Here is an 18,361-nt window from a genome sequence, read left to right as displayed (position 1 = left end):
AAGAACGCCGGAGGGCTCACTTCACGTCCGGGACGCTTGTTGTTCCTGCTCCTTCCAGTCGCGTTGTCCAGGTATGGAAGAACTGTTCAACCGCAATCCTTATCACTCACCCAGCGTGCCCACCGTGAAAGAAGGCTGTCAGAAGCGAGCAGGCACATTTGTTAGCGTGAAGTTCGAACACCCAATCAGGCTGACCGCCCAGGCGGACAACGCTGCGCTCCTCACCAGCGCACGAAGGGAGAAGTAAATGGAACGCATTGCGCCCCTGGCGAAGATTCTTGCGGAAGCGAACGGCATCGAATGGGAAACCCTGCACGGCACCGGCCCCGGCGGTCAGATCGTCGAGCAGGACATCCTGGATTACCTGACCCGTGTCATGAGCGGGGAGGCCGAGCCACCGTCCACCCCCGTGGATGCCCCCCCGCCCGATTGGGACGGCAACGACGTGCCCGGCGCGGGCATGTTCGACGCGGCGGCCCTCAGCAAGGCCGGCGTGGAAAGCGACATTGCCGAATTCGTGTCGCAGGGCCGCCCGGCCGGCCCGCAGATTCCCGGCACCGCGACCCCGGCCCTGGAAACCAGTGACTTCGAACTGGACGACCAGGAACTGGTTCCCGCCCCCGCACCGGCGGCCGTTCAGAACACCGCTCAGAACGCCGCCCCACTGGGGGAGACCTCGGGCAGCATGATCTCGGCCCCCGCCGCGCCCGCCGCAACGGTCGGTGGCCTGGGCAGCCTGCTGTCGCGCCTGTACCATAAGGAAGAACCCGCTCCCACGACCAAGCCGGTGGCCGCGGCCGCCACCCCCACTGCGCCCAGCGTGCCCAGCATGGAAGTCGCGCCCCCTGCCCCGGTCGCCGCGCCCGAACCTGCCCAGGCCGCCCTGGAACCTCAGGTGGCAGACGTGCCCACCGACGTGGTGGAACCCGTGCCTGCCAGGGCGCCCGAAGCGCCCCGGGTTGAAGCGGCTGCTTTCGAGGCGCCCATTGCTGAGCCGGCTGCTGCCCAGGCATTTACTACCCAGACGCCTGCCGTGGCCGCCCCGGCCCCGGAACCCCAGGTGGCGGAACCCCAGAGGCCTGCCGAGCCCGCCCGCATGCCCGAACCCGTCACGGAAGCCGTTGCGCCGGTGGCTCCCGCTGCGGCCAGCGCCCCGGTTCCCACGGCTCCAGTGTCTACCGCGCCTGTGTCCACCGCGCCTGTGTACAGCGGCCCCACCAGCGAAGTGCCGCGTGACGCCGTATGGTTCGGCACGTACCTGCGCCGCAGTGCCGACCTGGGCACGCTGCAAGGGCTGCAAGCCCAGCTCGGCGAAGCCCTGGAGCGCGACGTGCCGCTGGCCCTGATGGTGGCCCGCGCCGCACAGCGCCACCTGCACCTGCTGGGCCTTCAGAGTGTCGCCATGCAGAACATCGACGCCAACCAGGCCCTCGAGGTCGGCGCAGGCCAGAGCAGCGGCATTCGTGACGCCCTGAGTGCCATGGACAGCCACCACGACGGCACGCCCGACCTGCTGGTCGTGGACGCCGGCAGCATGGGTCTGGACGACCTGCACTACCCGCACACCCTGACCCTCAGCGTGGGCCGCGTGCAGGACGGTCAGGCCAGCCTGAGCCTGCAAGGCGACGTGGACACCGGCAAGGCCGCCCAGTTCCTGGCGAAAGTCGCGGACACCCTGGAAAAACCCGTCATTCTGCTGGTCTAAAGCAGCGCAGTAGGAACGGGGCGAAGGTATGCACACCTTCGCCCCGCTTCTTTATTCCCTGGTCTTCAATCAGCAGCCGTATGGTTTCTCGACCTTGGACACGGTGTGGCCATTGAACCAGTACTTGTAGGTGCAACCGTTTCCCTTGTCATTGTAGAACCACAGGGTGGACGCCGCGATTTCCTTCGCCAGCGCCTTCCCGTCGGCACTGTAGATGCCGTTCGACGCAAAGGTGGGGTTCCCACTGTTGCTGCTGGGAAGGCCCTGACGCCTGTAGATGCTCAGCTTGTCGCCCTTCAGGATTCTGGACAGTTCCGTTTTGGCGGCCGCCTCCTGACGGTCGAAAGCCCCCTTGGCCTTCGGTTTAAAGGTATTGAAAGCCTTGCCCGTTTCCAGACTCACCCTGGAAATGTCGTCCACCAGGGCGCCCAGAGTCGTGCTGCCCAGCGAAGCACGCCGGGTGGACGCGTCTGTCGCGGCGACCATCGCGGCCATTTCCTGCGCCCGGTTGCTGGCACTCAGGAGGCCCTGGTACTTCAACAGGACGTCCCGGTCTGTTTTTTCCGGGCGACCCTGAGCGGCCTTGAAATCGGTGCGTAACTTGGCCAGCTGCGGCACCAGCGGCGCGAACTGCTGCGCTTCCTGGCGCTCGGCGTTCGTGATGGGTTGCCCGGCCAGCACTTCTCCCTGGCATCTGGCGGTAATGGCCCCCACGGTCTTGCCATTGATCATGGCGTACTTCAGCGCGGGGTACTGCGCCCCCAGGTAACTGGCGATCTGGTAGCACTCCTCGCCTTTCAGGGTCTTGAGTTGCGTCATGTAATCCCGGACTTTCTGCGAGGCGCTGGGGTTCTGGGCGAGCAACTCCAGGCTGCCGGCCCTGACCAGGCTGTAACACAATGCGCCCATTTCCCCGAACGTTTCACCCGAGTCGTCTGTTTTCAGGTTGCGCATGCCGGAATTGGCATCGACCATCTGGCCGCATTGCGTAAAGACCGCTGCCGCCTTCACGAAGTCACCCGCGTCCATGGCGTCGAAGCCTGAATTGTAAACGCGAATAACCTGACTGATGGTTGCTTTCTGCTGCGCCGTCTGCGCCAGCGCCACCCCAGACAGGGACGACAGCAACAGCAGGGAAAGGATTGTTTTCTTTTGCATCAGCCCAAGCGTAACAGTGCAAATGTAAAATTCTTCCCAATTTGACGGATGGCCGGGAACACTGCACCCAGTCCAGGCCACAGCAGGGTCACTGGAATCGGTGGGCCCCGGCACCACCTTCAGCATTCCGGCGGCACTTCGCGTTCCAGCAGTTCGGCCAGCGTGTCCGCGTACGCTTCCAGTTCGCGCACGCTCACGCGCTCGCGGGTGGTGTGGGCCAGCCCTTCGTCACCCGGCCCCCAGCCCACCGTGGGCCAGCCCGCCGCCGCCGTGTAGCGCCCGTCGGTGGCGAATTTCCACACGCCCGAGCCCGCTTTCAGGCGGCCCGCGTAGCGCTCCACCAGCCCCGCCAGCGGATCGGTCGGCGGCGTCTGAAAGCCCGGCGTGTTCGAGCGGCTCCACAGCGGCGTCAGCTCGGCCTCGGCGGGCAGGCCTTCCAGCAACCCGGCCAGCGTGCGGCGGTTCACGTCGTCCTCCTCGTTGAAGCGCCAGCTCAGGACGACCTCTACGGTGTTCGGCGTGAGGTTCTCGCTGCCGGAATCCGTGAACATCTGCGTGACCGTCAGGGTGGTGCGGCCCGTGATGGGGTGCTCGGGGAACTCGTGTGCCCGTACGCGCCGGATAAACTCGGCCGCCGCGAACACCGGGTTCTCGTCCTGCAGGGCCAGGCTGGCGTGGTGCGCCCGGCCCCGGAATTTCACGCGCACGCTGGCCACGCCCCGGTGCCCCAGCATCAGCCCACTGCTCGACGGTTCGCCCACGATCACTCCGCCGAACTCTGCCGGGGCGTTCTTCACGAAGAAGTCCGCGCCTGTGCCGCCAATTTCCTCGTCGGTAAACGCTGCCACCCACACGTCCCGGCGGGGCCGCACGCCACGCGCCAGCAAGCGCCCCAGCGCGTACGTCTGCGCCGCCAGCGGCCCCTTGATGTCCACCGCGCCGCGCCCATGCACCGTGTCGCCGTCCAGCACTGCCTCAAACGGCGGAAACTCCCACAGGCTGGCGTCCCCCTCATGCACGTGATCCAGGTGGGTGACCAGCAGCCACCCCGGCCCCGGCTCCTGCCCGCGCACCACGCCCAGCGCATTCCCCGCGCCGTCCGTGAACGCCTCACTGAACCCCAGCGAACGCCACTCCTGAAGCACCCGCTGCGCCAGCGGCCCCTCCTTCCCGGACAGCGAATGAATACGAATCAGGTCACGCAGGAAATCAGTTGTGGACATGGATGCAGTGTAGGCCTAGGCGAGGGAAAGAGGATAAAGCACTCCTGATCAGGATCAGGAGCAAGGAAGTCGAGGGGTCAAGCCATCAAGAAGCTGAGGAAAGTTCTCGTCACCTGCATCCCACATGAAGCGCCCCACCCCCGGTTTCCCAGGCGGTGGGGCGCTTTTCTTTCCCTTCGCTTACTCGGCAGCTTCCATCGGCTTGGTTTCCAGTTCGGGGGCGTTGCCTCCACGGATTGCCACCATGACTTTCTGGCGGATTTCTTCTTCCATTTCGGGGCGCTCGGCAATGTAACCAATGGCTTTTTCTTTGCCCTGGCCGATGCGTTCGTCGCCGTAACTGTAGAAGCTGCCGGCTTTCTTGATGATGTCCATGTCACTGGCGAGGCCCACCAGATCGCTGAGCTGGTCGAAGCCCTTGCCGTATACGAGGGTCAACTCGACTTCCTTGAAGGGGGCGGCGACCTTGTTCTTCACGGTCTTGACCTTCACGGTGTTGGCAATGGCGTCGTTGCCCGACTTGACGGGTTGCCCGATCTTGCGCACGTCCAACCTGACGCTGGCGTAGAACTTGAGGGCGCGGCCCCCGGTGGTGGTTTCGGGGTTGCCGTACATCACGCCGATCTTCTCGCGCACCTGGTTGATGAAAATAGCGGCGGTGCCCGTCTTGCTCAGAATGGCCGTCAGCTTGCGCAGCGCCTGGCTCATCAGGCGGGCTTGCAGGCCGGGGAGGCTGTCGCCCATGTCGCCTTCGATTTCGGCGCGGGGGGTGAGGGCGGCCACGGAGTCGACGACCACGACATCGATGGCGCCGCTGCGCACCAGCAGTTCCATGATTTCCAGGGCCTGCTCGCCGTTGTCGGGCTGCGAGACGAGGAGTTCGTCGGTGTTCACGCCCAGGGCGCGGGCGTACACGGGGTCGAGGGCGTGTTCGGCGTCGATGAAGGCGCAGGTGCCGCCAGCTTTCTGGGCCTGGGCGACGATGGCGAGGGCCAGGGTGGTCTTGCCGCCGGATTCCGGGCCGTAGATTTCGGTGATGCGGCCACGGGGAATGCCGCCCACGCCCAGCGCCAGGTCAAGCGAAAGGCTGCCGGTGGAGACGACCTGCACGTCCAGTTTGCTTTCGGCGCCGAGGCGCATGATGCTGCCCTTGCCGAACTGCTTTTCGATCTGGCTCATGGCCGTGTCGATGGCCTTGAGGCGTTCCTTGGCGTCGGTGGGGGCGGTCACGTCTTTGGGGTTGTCTTTGCTCATGTGCTTTGCTCCTTGGTGTCCTGCATTTCAGGCTGGGTTTCGTCTTCTTTGTTTTTGTTCCTCTCCCCCTTCATGGGGGGAGATGTCGCCGCAGGCGACAGAGGGGGTTCGCCCCGGAAACGGAAGGTGCTTTGCGGTTCGTAGATGGGGCCTGTTTTGCGCAGGATGCTGCGGTACAGAGTTCCGCCCGTGGCCGTCCATTCCAGGTGATCCAGTACCAGGGGCGGAATGCGGGGGGCGGGGCCTTTCTTGCGGGCCAGGGTGACGTGGGCCTTGAAGGGCAGGTCTTCGGTCTGTACGCCGAGTTCCTGCACGCCGGCGCGGAGTTGCTCGGCCAGTTCGGCCAGGCCCTCGGCCTCAACCTTCACGAACCACACGCGCGGGCTGCCTTCGTTGGGGAAGTACCCGGTGCCGCGCAGTTTCACCCTCATGGGCGGCAGGTCTTGCATGAGGCGCGTGCCGAGGCGCTTGAGGTCTTCTATCTTCTCGGGCGGCACGGCGGGCAGGTACGTCAGGGTGATGTGCATCTGCCCGGGGTTCACGGCCCGCCAGTTGCCTTTCAGTTTCCGCTGCATCTCCGCCAGCCTGTTGGCGATTTCGGTGGGAACGCGCAGCGCGAAGAACAGGCGGTAGGTGGAGGGCGTGTGCTCCTCGTCCGCGTGGGGCGGGCGGGCGTTCTCCCCTTTCGGTTTTGTCTTCACGCTCCGGTCGATGAAGGCCATCACCTCGTCGCGCTGACTGCCGGCGGGTTTTTTCTTCACGGGTTTGCTGACCTGTTTACTGGCTGGTTTATTGGCGCTTTCCTTCCGGTCAGCCGGACGTGGGGTGCGGCGCTCCGTTTTCTCGCTGGCCTGTTTCTCGGCCGCCTGCCCTCTGGGCTGCTCGGCTGGCTGGCTGGCCGCTTTCTGCCGGCCGCCCTCTGCTTTTCTCTTGATCTTCACTCCGCCGGTCATCCTTGCCACCCCCCGGGTCTGAGGGTGCGGTAGGCCAGCGCCAGGGCGGCCACGGCGGCGCGTTCCCTGATCTGGTCGGGGTGGCCGGGCCAGTTGATGGTGGTGGCGCGGTGCGTGTCGGGGGTGACGATGGCGGCGTGCGCGGTTCCGGCGTTGTCGCCCGTGGTGCTCACGACGACGCTCAGGCCGATGTCGGCGTCCAGGTGCTCGCGTGCCCCGGCGGCCAGTTCCAGCGCGGCCTGTTCGCTCACCAGGCCCCGGTCGCGCAGGGTCACGGGCGTCAGGCCCAGCGTGATCAGGCGGGCGTGGTTCTCGGTGATGGCGGCGTCGTGCAGTATGGACTGGTTCGCCTGTCCGGCCAGCAGGGTGCAGAGGTGCCCGGCACTGCCCGCCTCAATGACGCCCAGGGTTCGGTCGCCCAGGGTGGGCTGCAAGGCCCCGGCCAGCGTGTCGCCGTCCTCGCCCCACGTCCAGCGCTGAAGCCGTTCGCGCACCTGGCTCAGGGCGGGGTGGAGCAGGGCCTGCGCTTCGTCGTGGGTGGGCGCGCTGGCCGACACGCGCACGTCCACGCCGGTTTTGCGGGCGTAGGTGCCGAGGGACGGGTTCTGGCCCCTGGTCAGGTCGCCCAGCACCTCCACGAGATTGCTTTCGCCGATGCCCTGGGTATGAATGGTGGTGTGCAGGATGGCGTGGTCGGGCAGCGGCAGGCGCGGCAGCACCTGCTCGGCCCACATCTTCTTCATTTCGCGCGGCGGGCCGGGCAGGGCCACGATGACCTTGCCGGCGTAGCGCGGGCCACGCGGCTGCACGTACCAGCCGGGCGCGGTGCCCACCGGGTTCGCAAGGGCCTGGGCGCTGGGAATCAGCCACGTCTGCTTGCGGTTGCTGCGCGGCATGTCGCGCCCACGGGCGGCGTACAGCCCCTCCAACCACGCCAGCAGCTCAGCGTCTTCACTGGGCGTTTCACCCAGCGCGGCGGCCACGGCTTCGCGGGTCAGGTCATCGTCGGTGGGGCCCAGGCCGCCGCCCAGCAGGATCAGGTCGGCGCGCTCCAGGGCGTCTTGCAGCACCTGCGTCAGCGTGGGCAGGTGGTCACCGATCACGGTTTTGCGGTTCAGGGTGACGCCGCGGGCCACCAGTTCAGCAGCGAGGAATGCGGCGTTGGTGTCGGTGATTTCACCGAACAACAGTTCCGTACCTACACTGACGATTTCTGCTCTAAGCATAAAGACCTCTGGAAGTATAAGCGAAAACGGAACAAGATGCCACCGGGATCGGCCCGGCAGTTCGCCCAGTCTAAAGGCCGTCCGGACGCCTCAAGCCGTGCGCGGCGGGCTCCGGGCACAGTGGGAAGGTGCAACCCGGCGCCGCCTGAGCGCGTAGTCCAGTCATGTCGGGCATAGTCGAGAGAGGGGACGTGTTCCAGGCACGTCGGCAGGCCGTGCGGGCCATGCTGCTCGTGGCACAGAAGCGTGCGCCGGAGCTGCGGCCCGAGTTGCAGGCGCTGCTTCAGGCAGAGTGGATCAGCCGCGCCGTGCTGCGCCGCCTGAAATGGCGCCTGTGGCGGCGCACAGTGCTGCCGCCTGGCCGTTTGGTAAGGTAACGCCTAATCGTCCGGCGGGCGCGAGGGCGCGGCGCCGGCGTCAGAATGGGAAAATGCTTTTCCTCCTTCTTTTTCCACTCAGGTTCCTGTTCAGGGGGCGCGGCGCTTGAGGCCCGAGCAGTTCCGCGCTCCGCCCCAGCGCAAGGCCGACCCCGACATCAAGATGCGTCCGGCGGACTTGCTGGAAACCTTGAAAATCGTGTGGCAGGCCAGCCCGCGCCACACCCTGACCTACGCGGCCACCAGCCTGCTGTCCAGCGCCCTGCCGGCCGCGAACCTGTACGTGGGAAAACTGCTGCTGGACGAGGTGGCGCGCGCTGCACAGAATGCAGGCACACCGGGCAACGTGACGTACCAGGCCCTCCTGACGCTGCTGGCCTTTCAGGTGGGCCTGACGGTGCTGGGGAGCCTGCTGTCCACCTTTCAGAGCACGTCGCAGCAACTGCTGGGCGACAGCCTGCAGCACGGCGTGAGCCGCCGCATTCTGGACAAGGCGGCGGGCATGAGCGTCGAGTCTTTCGAGAACGCCGACACCTACGACAAGTTGCAGCAGGCTTACCGCGAGGTGGGCACGCGCCCGCTGGGCGTGGCGCTGCAACTTATCGGCCTCATCGGCGCGGTGGTGACGCTGGTGTCGGTGGGCGCCCTGATCGCGCGGCTGGGCTTCTGGGTGCTGCCGCTGGTGCTGCTGGCCAGCCTGCCGGGCGTGTGGGTCAGCAACCGGTTCGGCGTCGAAAACTACCGCATGCTGCGCTGGCAGACGCACGACGCCCGCGTGCAGAACTACCTGGGCAGCCTGCTGACCTCAGACACGCTGGTCAAGGAAGTGCGCCTGTTCGGTTTCGAGCCGTACCTGCTCTCGCGTTGGCGCGAGTATTACCTGGGTTTCCGCAAGCAACTGGAGGATATCGTGCGCCGCCGCGCGGTCTGGGGCTTCGGCGCGTCGCTGCTGTCGGCCCTGCTGATCGGCCTGGCCAGCGCCCTGATTCTGCGCCGGGCGGCGGCGGGCCAGATCAGCGTGGGGGATTTCAGCGTGTTCATCCTGGGCATCGCGCAGGTGCAGGGCACGGTGTCGGGGTTCCTGAACGGCCTGAGCGGCATTTACCAGAACCTGCTGTACATGCGCAACCTCTTCGGCTTTCTGGAGTTGCCGGACCGTGACCTGGACGCCGGCGAAACGTGGACGGGTTCCATTGAAACCATCGAGTTTCAGGATGTGGGCTTCCGTTACCCCCTGACCGACCGGGATGTCCTGAACGGCGTGAATTTCACGGTGACGCGCGGGCAGGCGCTGGCGCTGGTGGGGGAGAACGGCGCGGGCAAAACCACCATCGTGAAGCTGCTGACGCGCCTGTTCGAGCCGACCTCGGGCCGCATTCTCCTGAACGGCCTGGATGCCACGCGCTTCTCGCCGCGCAGCGTGCAGCGGGAAATGAGCATCATCTTTCAGGATTTCGGGCAGTACCAGATGACCGTGCAGGACAACGTGGCGATTGCCGAAGTGGAACGCCTTGAAGACGTGACCGGCGTGGAAACCGCCATCGAGCGCGCCGGGGCCGGGTACGTGGACACCCTGCCGGAAGGACTGGACACCCGCCTGGGACGGCTTTTTCAGGGCGGCCGGCAACTCTCGGGCGGGCAGTGGCAACGCCTGGCCCTGGCGAGGTTGTACTTCCGGGACGCCTCGGTGCTGGTGTTCGACGAACCCACGGCGGCGTTGGATGCCCGCGCCGAATTCGAGACGATGGAGGCCCTGCGTGAACAGGCGCGGGAACGCATTACCTTCCTGATCTCGCACCGCTTCAGCACTGTGCGTCTGGCCGATTACATCATCGTGCTGGACGGCGGCGTGGTCACCGAGTCCGGCAGTCACGCGGAATTGCTGGCCCGGAATGGCAAGTACGCCGCGCTGTACAACCTGCAGGCCAGCGGGTACGCCAGCGAACCGCCCACCCCGGCCCGCGCGCACCCCGCCTGAGCCGGGAACGGGGAAAAGCTGGACAACGAGCCCGCGGTCTCTGAGAACGGCCGGAAAGATGTGCTTCTTCTGCAACAAAACCAATGACAGAAGGGCCTGCTGGTGTCTCCCCGGCAGGCCCTAGCTGTGGCGCCTGTGTTCCTGCTGCGCTGCGTTACTGCTGCGCGGCCAACATTTCGCGGTATTTCTCGACCGGCCAGGCGCGGGAGCCGCCGCTGCGCACCCACTCGATCTGGCCTTTCTCGTCGCGCCCGAAGGTGTACGGCTCGCCCACCGAGCCAAAACCCGCTTCGGGTTCGGGGGCCAGGGTGTCGGCGTCCACGATGGTCAGTTCGGTGGCGGTCATGGCCGGGTCGCCCTGCGGGAACAGCGCGACCAGCCGCCCGTTCAGGTTCACGATGTCGTATACGCCCCACGACGTGGCGAACCGCCCGGTAAACGTGTTGGGGTCGATGCCCGGCGCATCTGCCCGTTGCTTCTCGGGTTTCTTCTGCGCGAAATCGATGAGTTTGACGATGTTGGTCGCCCACTCGGTCGCCGGGCCGCCCAGGGTGTTGGTCAGGACGGACACGCTGAGGCCTGTTTTCGGGTCGAGCCACGACTGCGTGATGTGGCCGGGGAACCCGCCCGAGTGGCCCACCAGGGGCCGCCCGCCAAGGTCATCGATAATCAGGCCCAGTCCGTACCAGCGGCGGGTGGGGCGCGTGACCTCGGATTCCTTGCGCTGCATCAGGCGTTTGGAGGCGTCGGAAATAAGGGTGGTCTGCCCCAGCGCGTGCCGGGCCCAGTAAGCGGTCAGGTCTTCCGCCGTGCCGAAAAACCCGGTGGCGGCGGCCATGGCGTGCGTATTACTGCTGGGCAGCGTGCGCCGCATGTCGTGGCCGTGCATCAGGGCGCTGTGGCCGGTCGCCAGTTCGCCCTCGCGCTCGGCGGGCAGTTCCGGCCCCAGGTTCTTCACGCCCAGCGGCCCGGTGATGTGCTCGGCGATGTAGTCCTCATAGCTTTGCCCGCTGGCCGCCTCGATGATCAGGCCCAGCAGCGAGTACCCCATGTTGGTGTACTTGAAGTGGTGGTTGCGCTCGAACACGGCGTCGGCACGGCACAGCTCGATGACCTTTGCCCGGTCCGGGAAGTCGAAGCGCTGCTGCCAGTACTCGCTGTCGGCCCCGTCGCGGTTGATGCCCGACTGGTGACCCAGCAACTCGCGCACCGTGTAGTCTTGCGCCGCGGATCCCTGCAACTCGGGGATGTACTGCCCCGCCGTGTCGTCCAGGCGCAGTTTGCCCGCCTCCACCAGCTGCATGATGGCGGTGGCCGTGAACGTCTTGCTGTGGGACGCGATGCGGAACAGGTGCCGCGTCGTCAGCTTCTCGCCCTTGGGTTCGTTGGCGTGGCCCAGCGCAAAGGACGCCGCCAGTTCATCGCCCACGCGAATGGCCACCTGCACGCCCGGAATACGCCCCATGTCCCGCTGGTACTCCACCCACGACTCCAGGTAAGGCGCAAAGCTGCGCACCGTCTCGATTAAAGTCATACGCCTACTCTAGGGCCTCTGGCGCGTGGTTCGCTTGCCACAGCCGTGCCGGACGTTCCACACCCCGCCCCCTAACGCCGCCCTCTCCTTGGGCGTCTCCCGCAGGAAGCGGGCTGATACGGATTCCGCTTAATTCCTGCACAGTCGGGAAAGCGCCGCCTGTGCATCCATATCGCGGAATCCGTATTTTTTCCTACTCGCATCCGCTCGGATTGAATCTGAAACTACCAGATTCAATCGGAATCCGTATGAGGCACCTATCTTCCAGGGGTCGGAAAGCAAAAACCCGCTCCGGGGAGCGGGGAAAGCATTGTCCTGGCCCTTACGGCGCGCCGTTTTTACTCTTCGGTGTACGTCTTCTCGATGGGCATGCCGACGGCGTTGCCCCACTCCGTCCAGCTGCCGTCGTAATTGCGAACTTTGGGGTAGCCCAGGAGTTCACGCAGCACGAACCAGCTGTGGCTGCTGCGCTCGGCGATGCGGCAGTAGGCGATCACGTCCTTGTCGGGCGTCACGCCCTCGCCTTCATACAGGGCCTTGAGTTCGTCGGCGCTTTTGAAGGTGCCGTCTTCGTTGGTGGCTTTGGCCCAGGGGATATTGCGGGCGCCGGGAATGTGTCCGCCGCGCAGCACGCCTTCTTGCGGATAGTTGGGCATGTGCGTGACCTTGCCGGAAAACTCGTCGGCGCTGCGGACATCCACCAGGGCATTTTTCCCAGCCTGCACGCCCTCAAGGTGCGCCCTGACCTCATCGCGGTAGGCGCGCAGGCTGTCGTCGCGGGTCAGGGCCGGGTACTGGCTGGGCGTGACGCTGGGGGCGTCGGTGGTGAGTTCGCGGCCTTCGGCGGCCCACTTCTGGCGTCCGCCGTTCATGATCTTGAGGTTCCCCACGCCGCTGTAGCTCAGGAACCAGTAGGCGTAGCTGGCCCACCAGTTGCTCTTGTCACCGTACAGCACGATCTGGTCGCCCTCGCGGATGCCCAGTCGGCCCAGCAGCGCCTGCACCTCGCCTGCGCCGATGAAGTCGCGCTCCACGGGGTGCCACAGGTCGGTTTGCCAGTCCAGTTTCACGGCGCCGGGGATGTGGCCGGTGTCGTACAGCAGAATGTCCTCGTCGACTTCGATGAGGCGGACGTTGGGGTCCTGGCGGTGCTCGGCTACCCAGTCGGTGCTGACAAGGACGTCTTTGGCGTAATCCATTTCGCTTCTCCTTTAGAGCCTGGCTCTTGTTGCCCGTCTATTCGTTGCCCATCTATTCTAGGCGAGACTTATTGTTGACCTTTTAAGTCAACTGGGCAACCACTCCCGGTTCCTACACCTGGGGGGGGTACAGTAGGGGTATGACCAGCGCCACACCCGCCCTGCCCGAGAAGCTCCAGAACATCGTCGGCATGTTCAAGAGCGTTCCCAAAACCATGCGCCTGCAAGCCCTGCTGGAGTACAGCCGCAAACTCCCGCCGCTGCCCGAGAAGTACGCCGAGCACCCCGAATTCCTGAAGCCGGTGCCCGAGTGTGCCAGCCCCTTTTTCCTGGTGACCGAACAGGACGCGGGGGGCGGCGTGCAGATGCACTTCAAAGTTCCCGAGGACGCCCCCACCGTGCGTGGGTACGCCGGCATCCTGCATGAGGCCCTCAACGGCGAAACGCCTGAAACCATCCTGAACGTCCCGGATCAGTTCTACATGGACATGGGCCTGAGTGAACTGATTACCCCCATGCGTATGCGCGGCATGGGCGCCATCCTGATGCGCCTGAAAAGGGACGTGAAGGGAGAAGAGTAAGGAGAAAGTGGGAGGGAAGTGGAGCGGCTCAAGCCTTCGGCTCAAGCCTGTTTCTTCCGCCTCATGACTGTTGCCTATTTACTGCCTCAGTCCAGGCGGCTGCCGGCCGCGCCGGGGTAAGACTGGCGGGCCTTGCCCTGCTGGTGCGCGGCTTTCAGGGCTTCCAGGGCAATCCCCCGGTGGCTGATGGCTCTTTTGTCCTCGACGCTCATTTCCGCAAAAGTGTTCGTCTCGCCGTACGGCAGGAAAAGAGGATCGTAGCCGAAACCGCCCCCGCCGCGCGGCCCTTCCAGAATGACGCCGGGCACCTCGCCCCGGTACTCCTCGACCACCCCATCCGGGTACGCCAGGACAATCACCGACACGAACCTGGCGCGGCGGTTCTTCTTGTCGCGCAGGCGTTCGAGCAGGTACAGGTTGCGCTCCAGGTCGCTGGCGCGGTTGCCGAAACGGGCCGAGTACACGCCCGGCTCGCCGCCCAGCGCCTCGACTTCCAGGCCGGAATCGTCGGCCAGGGCCGGCAGGCCGGTGGCCATGGCGATGGTGCAGGCCTTCAGCGCGGCGTTCTCCTCGTAGGTCGCGCCGGTCTCCTCGGGCATGGGAAAGGCCCCGATGCCCTCCAGGTGCCAGCCCAGCGGGGCCAGCGCCTCCTGAATCTCCTTGACTTTTCCAGCGTTCCCCGTCGCCACCACGACGCGGCCCACGTAACTTGCATGCTCGGCGCTCACCCACCCAGTGTAGGCCAGCCGGCCTGAGAAACCCGTCAGGAAGCCCAGGCCCCCAGCTGGGGGCCTGGCGCAGGCGCCTGCCTCTGCTTGTCGCTGCCCCTCTCAATGCTGGCCACCTCACGGCCGCCCTTCTAAATACCCTGGCACGCGGCCCTGTTGGGGCATCTTATACTTTGCCTCATGACGAAAAGCGCCCGCTCCGGCAAGAAAACGGCGAAGGTGACGCCCGCGACCCCCGCCCCGGCCCAGGCGGCCCGGCCGACCTCCGGCCCGCTGCGCCACACCCCGGACACCCTGCCGCGTCCGGTGATGGCGGGGCGCGACTTTCTGAGTAACCTGGACATGACGGCCGCCGAATTGCGCGCGGTGATGGACACGGCGCACAGCATGAAGCGCGGCGAGTGGCGCGAGGTGAAACCCCTGGCCGGCCTGACGCTGGCCCTGATTTTCGAGAAAGCGTCCCTGCGCACCCGCACGACCTTCGACGTGGGGATGTACCAGCTCGGCGGTCACGCCATTACCCTCACGAATCAGGAAGTGGGCCTGGGCACCCGCGAGCGCGTGTCGGACGTGGCCCGCAACCTGGAACGCTGGGTGGACGGCGTGATGGCCCGTGTATACCTCCAGGGCAACTTGCAGGAACTCGCGGAGAACGCCTCGGTGCCCATCATCAACGGCCTCTCGGACATGCTGCACCCCGCCCAGCTGCTGGCCGACTACCAGACCATCGAGGAGGAATTCGGGCACAACCTGAACGGCCTGCGCGTCGTGTACATCGGGGACGGCAACAACCTCGCCAACAGCCACATCCACATGGGCATCCTGACCGGCACGGACGTGACCATCGTGACGCCGGTGGGCTACGAACCGAACGCCGCCGTCGCCATGGACGCCGTGAAACGCGGCGCGAACCTCACCATCACCAACGACCTGAGCGCCGTCGAGGGCGCGGACGTGCTGTACACCGACGTGTGGATCAGCATGGGCATGGAAGCCGAGGCCGACATTCGCCGCCGCGCCTTCAAGGGCTACCAGGTCACCCCCAGCATGCTGGACACCATCGCCAAAAAAGGCATTTTTCTGCACTGCCTGCCCGCCCACTACGGCGAGGAAACCGTACCCGAGGCCACCGAGCACCGCAAGAGCCGCGTTTTCGACGAGGCCGAGAACCGCCTGCACGCCCAGAAGGCCCTGATGTATCACCTGATGGGCGAGTTGCAGCCCCGCTGGTGAAGCTGGGGGCCGGCGGTGGGTAACAGGAGGTGAACATGACCGGGGGCACCGAGTGGCTCGACCTGGTGAACGGGCACGATGAAGTGGTGGGCCGCGTGACCCGCGAGGAAGCCTGGGCCAGGCGCCTGCCCGTGCGTGTGATCAACGCTTTTCTGGTGAATTCTTGCGGGGAACTGTGGATTCCGCGGCGCACCGCCCACAAGGCCATGTTCCCTGACTGCCTGGACATGAGTGTGGGCGGTCACGTCGCGAGTGGGGAAGACTACCTGGCGTGCTTCAAACGCGAGACGCGCGAGGAATTGAACCTGAACGTGGATGACGTGCCCTGGTGGGAAATTGCGTATTTTTCGCCGTTTGACACGCCGCTCAGCGCCTTCATGCGCGTGTACGAGATCCGCACCGACGAGGCGCCAGACTTTAAACGCGACGACTTCAGTGGGGCGTGCTGGCGGTCGCCGCGCCAACTGCTGCACAACATAGCTGCGGGAGACCCGGCCAAGGGTGACCTGGCAGAACTGATCAGGAGGTGTTATCTCTCGTGACCACCCTCTCCACCCTGCGCCTCACCGTCCGTCCCCTCACGCCAGAGGATTTGCCCGCCCTGGTCACCTACCGCAACGACCCGGAGGTGGCGCGTTATCAGGGTTGGACGCTGCCCTACACGCCGGTTATGGCCCAGGGGCTCCTCTCAGATAATCCGCTGGGCATGGAAGGCTGGGTGCAGCGTGCCATTGCCCTGAAAAACGGCGAACTGATCGGTGACCTGGCCCTCAACCGACGTGGCCCGCAGGCCGAGTTCGGCGTCACCCTGTCGCGCCACGCGCAGGGGCACGGGTACGCCTCGGAAGCCATTCGCGCGCTGCTTCATTTCGCCTTCCACGAGCTGAACCTGCACCGCGTTCACGCCAGCATCGACCCGCGCAACCAGGCCATTGCCGGACTGCTGCGGCACGTCGGTTTCCGCCATGAAGGCACCCATCTGAAAAGCTACTGTCTGCGGGGCGAATGGACAGACGACGCGATTTATGCTGTGTTGAGTGAGGAGTGGAGAGCGTGACGAAACCCAGAATTTTCATTGATGGTGAGGCGGGAACGACCGGCCTGCAAATCCGCCAGCGGCTGGCAGGCCGGTCGGATATAGAGCTGCTGAGCATCGACCCGGCGCGGCGCAAAGACAGTGCGGCGCGCGCGGAACTGCTGAACGCGGCAGACATCTCGATCCTGTGCCTGCACGACGACGCGGCGCGGGAAGCGGTACACCTCGCCACCAATCCCACTTCCCGCCTGCTCGACGCCAGTACGGCGCACCGCGTGAACCCGGAGTGGGTCTTCGGGTTCCCTGAACTGAACGCCGGGCAACCGGAGAACATCCGCACGGCGCGGTACGTGGCGAATCCCGGGTGTTACAGCACGGCGGCCATCGCCCTGCTCGCGCCCCTGACCCAGCGCGGCCTGATTCCCGCCGATTTCTCCATTCACATTCAGGGCTTCAGTGGGTACAGCGGTGGCGGGCGGGCATTGGTCGACGCGCACGAGCAGGATCAGGAGCACCCCATGCGCGGTTCCTTCCTGTCTTACGGGCTGAATCTGGATCACAAGCACCTGCCGGAAATTGTGAAATACGGCGGCCTGACCCGCACGCCGATTTTCATGCCGAACGTGGGCGCGTGGGCGCAGGGCATGACCGTGACCATTCCCCTGCATATGCAGGAACTGAACGTGGCGGCCGAGCAATTGCACGCGGCCCTGAAGGAACACTACGGCGGGCAACGGTACGTGACCGTGACCGAGATGGCCGAGAACCCCGCCATCCTCGATCCGCAGACGCTGAACGGCACGAACCAACTGGAATTGCTGGTGTACGCCGCGAGTGATGGGCAGCGGGCCGTGTTGGCCGCCCGGCTCGACAACCTCGGCAAAGGCGCCAGCGGCGCCGCCGTGCAAAACCTGGATTTGATGCTGCAAGGGAGTTAAAAGCCCCTCGTTTCCGCCTGCTCGGTGCTGAAAGTACGGGGAAGGGTCGAGCCCATGGGAAGAAAAAACGTTCCGAATGTAAAATTCTCAAACCGGTGAGGTTCCTGTTCGAGAACTCCATAAGCCGGGTGACTGCTGAGGGGTTCTCTACTCTGCCCGCCACCAGGCCACGGCAAAATCGACTATTTCGCGCTGGCGCATCAGTTTCGCGGTGGCTGACCCCACCGTGCCCACTTTGACGGCGCCTTTTTCCTCGAAGGCTGCTTTGACGGGCGGAAAGGTTTCCTCGTTGTAGTCGGGTTCGTCGAGCGTGACCCACTGGCGCTGTCCCTGCACCAGGAGGGGGCCGCTGAAAGTCGTGCGCGGCCTTTTCCCGGCGCGGACTTCGGCCAGGTGCAGGCTGGAGTTGACTTCAGTGCCGAGCAGCAGGACTTTGCCGTTCAGGTCGTAGACGCGGGCGAGCGGAGAACCGTCCCCGAGGGAGTCGTTCAGGCTGTGGTCGGCGGTGATGAAGTCGGCGTGTTTGCCCCAGGCGGCAAAGGAACTGTGAGGATGGGAACTGCGGTGCACGTCGGGCCAGGTGCGGAACAGTTCGGCAATTTGCCCCATGCCGCGCGTGGGCGTGCGGGCCGGGTCAAAAGCCGACATTTCGGCGCGGATGGTGGCCCACCACCCCTCGGGCACGGCGAACCTGCGCCAGCTGGCGGGATCGGTCAGGTAAAGCGTAAAGGTGGGCATCACCAGTGTGCCCTCCGGCGTCACGGCGTCCTGCAGGGCCTGAATGACGGCGACGGGGCCACCGGCGACCCAGCCCAGACGGCTGAGGCTGGCGTGAACGATCAGCACGTCGCCCGCCTGTACGCCCAGGGCGCGCAGGTCGGCGGCCAGGCGGGCGCGGGTGCGGGGAGCGTCAGTGTTGGCTATGGCGTCGGTTTCAGACATGTCGATTTCTCCGTTCAGTGATGAGGGACACCCCATCTGCCTTGCCTTTGCAGGATGCAGGGTGCGGTCACGCAGGCAGGCACAGCCGCTTGGAAGGGGCTGCTGTGAGGCCGGCAGCGCGGCTTTTCGGGCACTTCTCATTGCAGCACGCGGCCGGCCGGCTGTCATGGGTCATTTCACGTATCGAGAAGCTGGAGTGTGCCTCGCTCAGGGACGCAGCTTAACAGGGACCCTTGCCCCCAAAACCATTTATTACGGCTGTGTTACGATAAGCGGGAGTCTGACTTAACTATTAC

The 18,361-nt window shown here is 65.4% G+C and carries 17 protein-coding genes; 8 read left to right on the top strand and 9 right to left on the bottom strand.

Annotation, left to right across the window (positions count from 1 at the left end):
* Window positions 1-247 precede the first annotated feature (247 nt).
* Window positions 248-1,705 (top strand): E3 binding domain-containing protein, encoded by a 1,458-nt coding sequence (locus E5Z01_RS08445; RefSeq protein WP_135228956.1) that lies wholly within the window; start codon window positions 248-250, stop codon window positions 1,703-1,705.
* A gap of 69 nt (window positions 1,706-1,774) precedes the next feature.
* Here E5Z01_RS08445 and E5Z01_RS08440 read toward each other — a convergent pair whose 3' ends face one another.
* The 5 genes from E5Z01_RS08440 to E5Z01_RS08420 form a co-directional block, all read right to left on the bottom strand.
* Window positions 1,775-2,863 (bottom strand): hypothetical protein, encoded by a 1,089-nt coding sequence (locus E5Z01_RS08440; protein ID WP_135228955.1) that lies wholly within the window; start codon window positions 2,861-2,863, stop codon window positions 1,775-1,777.
* Window positions 2,864-2,982: 119 nt separating this feature from the next.
* A complete protein-coding gene (locus tag E5Z01_RS08435) occupies window positions 2,983-4,086 on the bottom strand; it encodes a M20 family metallopeptidase (protein WP_135228954.1) in 1,104 nt (367 codons plus the stop codon).
* A 180-nt stretch (window positions 4,087-4,266) separates the two neighbouring features.
* Complete coding sequence (gene recA, locus E5Z01_RS08430) at window positions 4,267-5,340, bottom strand: recombinase RecA (protein ID WP_119764845.1); 1,074 nt, start codon at window positions 5,338-5,340, stop codon at window positions 4,267-4,269.
* A complete protein-coding gene (gene thpR, locus E5Z01_RS08425) occupies window positions 5,337-6,293 on the bottom strand; it encodes an RNA 2',3'-cyclic phosphodiesterase (protein WP_338069135.1) in 957 nt (318 codons plus the stop codon). Before thpR ends, recA begins: the two co-directional genes overlap by 4 nt.
* Window positions 6,290-7,519, bottom strand: a complete 1,230-nt coding sequence (locus E5Z01_RS08420) for a CinA family nicotinamide mononucleotide deamidase-related protein (RefSeq protein ID WP_135228953.1) — start codon at window positions 7,517-7,519, stop codon at window positions 6,290-6,292. Before E5Z01_RS08420 ends, thpR begins: the two co-directional genes overlap by 4 nt.
* Window positions 7,520-7,710: 191 nt before the next feature.
* Between E5Z01_RS08420 and E5Z01_RS08415 the strand changes: the two genes are divergently transcribed.
* Window positions 7,711-7,896, top strand: coding sequence for a hypothetical protein (locus E5Z01_RS08415; protein ID WP_135228952.1), 186 nt, complete (start codon window positions 7,711-7,713; stop codon window positions 7,894-7,896).
* Between the two features lie 106 nt (window positions 7,897-8,002).
* A complete protein-coding gene (locus tag E5Z01_RS08410; protein WP_240738243.1) occupies window positions 8,003-9,874 on the top strand; it encodes an ABC transporter ATP-binding protein in 1,872 nt (623 codons plus the stop codon).
* A gap of 154 nt (window positions 9,875-10,028) precedes the next feature.
* Here the strand turns inward: E5Z01_RS08410 and E5Z01_RS08405 are convergent, their stop codons facing one another.
* Both E5Z01_RS08405 and E5Z01_RS08400 read right to left on the bottom strand, forming a co-directional pair.
* Window positions 10,029-11,408 carry a serine hydrolase domain-containing protein gene (locus E5Z01_RS08405; RefSeq protein ID WP_135228951.1) on the bottom strand — a complete coding sequence of 460 codons (1,380 nt, stop codon included), beginning with the start codon at window positions 11,406-11,408 and terminating at the stop codon, window positions 10,029-10,031.
* 338 nt (window positions 11,409-11,746) lie between these two features.
* On the bottom strand, window positions 11,747-12,607 hold the full coding sequence (locus tag E5Z01_RS08400) for a sulfurtransferase (protein ID WP_135228950.1): 861 nt from the start codon (window positions 12,605-12,607) through the stop codon (window positions 11,747-11,749).
* A gap of 140 nt (window positions 12,608-12,747) precedes the next feature.
* Between E5Z01_RS08400 and E5Z01_RS08395 the strand changes: the two genes are divergently transcribed.
* Window positions 12,748-13,188, top strand: a complete 441-nt coding sequence (locus E5Z01_RS08395) for a SufE family protein (protein ID WP_135228949.1) — start codon at window positions 12,748-12,750, stop codon at window positions 13,186-13,188.
* 86 nt (window positions 13,189-13,274) lie between these two features.
* Here E5Z01_RS08395 and rdgB read toward each other — a convergent pair whose 3' ends face one another.
* Window positions 13,275-13,916, bottom strand: a complete 642-nt coding sequence (gene rdgB, locus E5Z01_RS08390) for an RdgB/HAM1 family non-canonical purine NTP pyrophosphatase (protein WP_135228948.1) — start codon at window positions 13,914-13,916, stop codon at window positions 13,275-13,277.
* 309 nt (window positions 13,917-14,225) lie between these two features.
* Between rdgB and argF the strand changes: the two genes are divergently transcribed.
* The 4 genes from argF to argC are packed head-to-tail and all read left to right on the top strand — an operon-like array spanning window position 14,226 to window position 17,123.
* Window positions 14,226-15,149, top strand: coding sequence for an ornithine carbamoyltransferase (gene argF, locus E5Z01_RS08385; protein WP_240738245.1), 924 nt, complete (start codon window positions 14,226-14,228; stop codon window positions 15,147-15,149).
* Window positions 15,150-15,184: 35 nt separating this feature from the next.
* Window positions 15,185-15,691: an NUDIX hydrolase gene (locus E5Z01_RS08380; protein WP_135228946.1), complete on the top strand. Its 507-nt coding sequence runs from the start codon at window positions 15,185-15,187 to the stop codon at window positions 15,689-15,691.
* The gene (locus tag E5Z01_RS08375) at window positions 15,688-16,206 is read left to right on the top strand and encodes a GNAT family N-acetyltransferase (protein ID WP_135228945.1); all 519 of its coding nucleotides are present in this window, start codon (window positions 15,688-15,690) and stop codon (window positions 16,204-16,206) included. The genes E5Z01_RS08380 and E5Z01_RS08375 overlap by 4 nt, the downstream gene beginning before the upstream one ends.
* The gene (argC, locus tag E5Z01_RS08370) at window positions 16,203-17,123 is read left to right on the top strand and encodes an N-acetyl-gamma-glutamyl-phosphate reductase (RefSeq protein ID WP_135228944.1); all 921 of its coding nucleotides are present in this window, start codon (window positions 16,203-16,205) and stop codon (window positions 17,121-17,123) included. Before E5Z01_RS08375 ends, argC begins: the two co-directional genes overlap by 4 nt.
* 147 nt (window positions 17,124-17,270) lie before the next feature.
* Here the strand turns inward: argC and E5Z01_RS08365 are convergent, their stop codons facing one another.
* Entirely contained in the window at window positions 17,271-18,065 is a 795-nt protein-coding gene (locus E5Z01_RS08365) for an AAC(3) family N-acetyltransferase (RefSeq protein ID WP_135228943.1), read from the bottom strand.
* Between the last annotated feature and the right edge of the window lie 296 nt (window positions 18,066-18,361).

The organism is Deinococcus fonticola, assembly GCF_004634215.1.
GTDB lineage: Bacteria > Deinococcota > Deinococci > Deinococcales > Deinococcaceae > Deinococcus > Deinococcus fonticola.
This window is presented reverse-complemented; position numbering and strand designations above follow the sequence as displayed.